4 protein-coding genes and 1 pseudogene are annotated in these 4,494 nt (G+C 55.5%); all 5 read right to left on the bottom strand.

Going from position 1 to position 4,494, the window contains the following annotated elements; genetic code table 11:
• A partial coding sequence (locus tag AC2VLY_RS05075) for a hypothetical protein (protein ID WP_486921872.1) occupies window positions 1-241 on the bottom strand: 241 nt, incomplete at its 3' end.
• A 112-nt stretch (window positions 242-353) separates the two neighbouring features.
• Window positions 354-482 carry a hypothetical protein gene (locus tag AC2VLY_RS05070; RefSeq protein WP_264674730.1) on the bottom strand — a complete coding sequence of 43 codons (129 nt, stop codon included), beginning with the start codon at window positions 480-482 and terminating at the stop codon, window positions 354-356.
• Window positions 483-492: 10 nt separating this feature from the next.
• Window positions 493-2,973, bottom strand: coding sequence for a penicillin-binding protein 1A (locus AC2VLY_RS05065; RefSeq protein WP_486892210.1), 2,481 nt, complete (start codon window positions 2,971-2,973; stop codon window positions 493-495).
• 49 nt (window positions 2,974-3,022) lie between these two features.
• Window positions 3,023-4,192: a D-alanyl-D-alanine carboxypeptidase family protein gene (locus AC2VLY_RS05060; RefSeq protein ID WP_486892211.1), complete on the bottom strand. Its 1,170-nt coding sequence runs from the start codon at window positions 4,190-4,192 to the stop codon at window positions 3,023-3,025.
• 105 nt (window positions 4,193-4,297) lie between these two features.
• Window positions 4,298-4,494: pseudogene (pgi, locus tag AC2VLY_RS05055) on the bottom strand (glucose-6-phosphate isomerase); the annotation flags it as partial.

Below are 4,494 nucleotides of genomic sequence, written 5' to 3'. Positions count from 1 at the left end.
TATGACTGCCGGTACAGCGATCACTTCCCGCAGGCAGAAAAACGGATTCCGGTTTTTGATGGGCTTTCACACAAATTTGCATACTGCGTTCCATGGGGGTGCTGACTGGCGGCGAAGAGACTTTCGTTGTACCAGAAACATGCATCATCCAGAGCCCCGGCTGCATGGGCGCATCGGCAGCCAGGGCGGAAACGGAACTGGCTCCAGCCAGTAATAAAACGGCGATTCCTAAACGGCGCATAAGACTTCCTTTGATAATATCTGCAGACTCAAAAATTTTCTGGACGGCCAGAAATGTAACACAAATATGAGTGGCTACGATATTAAAAACGCCTCTGCGTAACGGCCTTTACCTAATGAGAAATGACCGTTAAGGTGCGCTGGTCAGGATGGTCGGGATGCTGCACCAGCCAGTGGTGACTGACTTCAAAAGCTCCCCAGAAACACAGGGCGATAATTATCAGGGACAACCACTGCTTCATTCTCCGTCTCCTAGAAAATATGCATCAATGCGTGGATAAAACTTTGTGTTTCCGCACTGACCTTGGGTTTGGGCTTGGGTGGCAGGTAACCAGACAAAAAATATCCCCTAGGATACTGATGCCCTGGATCACTCTGAGGCGCAAGGTCACCCGTTTTGGGATTATAACGTGCCGTCACTACATCGGGCGGCTGGAAGAAGCCCACATCCGGATACTGCGCCAGCGCCGTATGCATATACCGAATCCAGATAGGCAAGGCTTGGCGAGCCCCCGCCGCCCAGGTCCCCATGGACTGATTATTGTCATAGCCCACCCAGACCGACGTCGTAATATCGGGATTAAAGCCATTGAACCAGGCATTATCTTCGTGATTGGTTGTGCCGGTTTTTCCCGCGAGATCATGGCGATGAAGAATCTGCGCGGCGACCCCAGTACCGACCCGGATAACCCGCTCCATCATTCGCGTCATCAGAAAAGCCACTCCCGGCGGAATCACGGTTTGTCCAGATGGCGGCCGATACCCCAGGGGACAATCCAGCAGCGAAACCGTGGTACCGTGCGCAGTGACAATTTTGCGAATCAAATAGGGATGCGGCAGAAAACCCCCGCTGGAAAAAACGGCGTAGCCACGCGCAATTTGCAGGGGAGTAAAGTCTCCGGACCCCAATACCATGGAGGGTGAGGCGGGAATCTGTTTTGCCGGAATGCCAAAACGCTCCACATAGCGCTTGGCGTAGGGAATGCCGACATGCATCAACAGGCGGACACTCGGCACATTATGGGAATCCGCCAGATCCTCCCAAACTGGAAAGGGAATATTCGAAAAAGTACGACTGTAGTTGGTCGGCGCATAAACCTGTCCGTTACCGAGATGAATCACCAGCGGCGTGTCGGCAATGAGGGAGACCGGGGTAAGATAATGTTTGCGCCCGCTGGCCAGATAGGTCGGCGCGTCCATGGCCGAAGAATACACAAAAGGTTTGAACCCCGATCCCGGTTGCCGGAAGGCGTAAAGAGCCCGGTCAAAATGGCTCAGTTCATAGCTAAAGCCCCCCGATAAAGCCAGGATGGCCCCTGAGCGGCTGGCAAGCGACACCAGGGCACCCTGCACATGGGGAATCTGCGCCAACTGCCAACCACCATGGGGAATATTGTGCCAAACCTTGGTGCCCCAGACCGGATTGCCTGTTCCCGATGTGGCGGCAACCACATAGCGCCTCAGCCAGATCAAATCACCGGGTTGCAACACCTGATTGACGGCGGTGGGTGGATTACCCTTGGGAGCAGACCGTGCCCAGGCGACGTCGCGCAAGCTCAGATGCACCAGATGACGGCCTTCGAAGGAAACCGTCGCCATTTCCGGCGTAGATTTGACTACGACTCCCCAGTGCAAATTGGCCGGATTATGGTTGGGTAACTGGCTGGGCCGCTGTCCCTGCAGTGCGGCTTCCATGGCTGCCGTCGATAACTGGGCAATTGGACCATGCCAGGCCTTGGGATCCATGCTGTCAAGACCCATACCATAGTTCTCAAGACCCACGGCAATATCCCGATCAGCAGCACGCTGGTCAGTGGGGTTGATGCTGGTGTAAACCCGCAGACCGGTGCGGTAAGTAAAATCAGCCCCGAAATGTTTTTCCAGCCAGTTACGAATCCAGTCGGTGGCATAGGGGGCTATGTTGCTGGCCGGAGCGTGATAATGGGCTTTGATGGGTTCAGCCAGAGCCGCTTCTTCCTGCGCCTTGCTGATGTATCCGTAATGGGCCATGTGCCGTAACACATAATCGCGACGGGTTTTTGCCGAAGCGGGTGAGGCAATCGGATTGAAATCCGAGGGTGCCGCTGGCAGGCCCGCCAAGGTCGCCATTTCGCCAACGGTCAGCTGATTGACGGTTTTGCCGTAGTAAGTTTCCGCCGCTGCCTGTACCCCGTAAGCCCCCTCGCCCAGATAAATCTTGTTGAGGTACAAATCCAGAATTTGCGGACGATGCAGACGCGCGCCCAGTTTATAAGCCAGCAGAATTTCCGCGACCTTACGGGTAATGGTTTTTTTGGGGGTCAAATAAAAATTGCGGGCCACCTGTTCGGTGATGGTGCTGGCCCCCTGCACGGGAGCCATATGCACCAGATCCACAAATGCCGCGCGGATAATGCCCGGAAAGCTGACTGGATAATAAATCGGATTATGACTATAGAATTTTGAATTTTCGGCAGAAATAAAAGCATCTTGCAGCGTCTTGGGAATTTGCTTCAGAGGCAGGGCATAGCGCAGTTGCGGCCCGACCACCTGCAGCAGGTGGTCATTGTCCGCATAAATACGTAACGGCTCCTGAGGGTGCCAGTTTTCGAGTTGCACGACGGGTGGCAATTCCTGCCATATCCGCCAGGTCCAAACCCCGATCCCCACCACAATATTCAGGGCAACCAGCAGGAGCACGACAAGCGTCCAGAACACCCAGCGGCGCCGGGAAGATATTCCACGTGCAGCCAAAATCAGCCTCCGATCCGCTGGGCTGTAAAGCAGGTGCTCTCGTTACCGGTCATAACCATGACTCGCCCTCGTGAATCAGGCGGACAAACCAGCCCGCTGGCTTCACCGCACTATGGGTTTGTACAGGAACCGTTTTCAGGACATGACCGTGCCAGGAAATTTGCAGGGTACCAATTCCCGCACCCGCCGCGAGAGGGGCCTTCAGGTTGGGAGTCGGTACGAAGCGGGTTTGCAACCGGGTTTTCTGCTGCTTGGGTTCGGAAACCACGACCGGGCCTGCCGTCACCCCCTGCACTGTTGCCGGGCTCCAGTCGCCGTTATGGATTTGGGCAACGGTTGCCCCCGCCTTGTAGAGAGACACATTCTGCCAGCCGTTCCAGCCATAGTGGAGCAAGGCGCTGGCATCACTGCCTGCAGCACTGCGCGAAGGCGCACCCAAAACCACGGCCACCAATGTACGACCATCCCGAGTTGCGCTGACCGCCAGATTCCAGCTGTTTTTACCGGCCAGACCCACCCCCAGGCCATTCACACCATCCTGCCCGGCCAGCGGATTGTAGTTGTATTGGGTGATGTGGTTATAGGTATAGGAAACCTTGCCGGCAACCTGCATCACTTGCGGATAACTTTGAATCAAACGCGCTGACAAACGGGCAAGGTCCAGCGCGGTGCTGGTTTGTCCCGGCTGTGGAAGACCATCGGGATTGGTGAAATGGGTGTGCTGCAAGCCCATGGCCGCTGCGTCATGGTTCATCAAATCCACAAAACCGCCAACGCTGCCGGCCACCGTCTCGGCTATGGCAATGGCGGCATCATTCCCGCCATCAATCAGGAGTCCATGGGTGAGCTGGGTCATGGTCACTGGCATTCCCGGTTGAATGAACATGCGGGAACCCTGGGCATGCCAGGCGTCATTGGACACATGTACATTTTCGCCTGGCTGTACCAGACCCTGCTTTTCCGCCTGATACATCAGGTAGGCGGTCATCAGCTTGACCAGGCCCGAAGGATTGACCGGCTTTTCATCATTTTCAGCCATCAGGATCTGGCCACTGTTGATGTCCAGCAAAACGGCAGACTGAATACCGGTCAATTGTGGCGCCGGCATGGGTGGTGGCGGCGGCAAAGTAGGCATGGGAGGTAAAGGCGGAACGGCCGCACAGGCGACGCTCCCCCAGGAAAATACGGCCGTAATGGCCAGAACAATGGGCAGTTTCATGTTGTTGGGCGGCTCTTCAATCCGGCTAATAATTCCTCATTGGAAAACCATAGCCGGGTAAAAGTTCCCGCCCCGTTGCATGGAACCCGGTCAATCCCGAAAAATCTAGTGGCCACGTCGGCGCAAATAGCGTTCCAGCAGGGTCGATGTGGACCCATCATGGGGGTGCCGGGTTTTACCCTGCATATCAGAAACAATGCGCTGCGCCAGCACCTTACCCAATTCCACGCCCCACTGATCAAAAGAGTCAATGCCCCAGATGATCCCCTGAGTGAATACGCTGTGTTCATACAAAGCAACCA

The organism is Acidithiobacillus sp. TH-A36, from assembly GCF_057473445.1.
The sequence above is the reverse complement of the archived record's forward strand: the minus strand, read 5'-3'. Positions and strand labels throughout refer to the sequence as shown.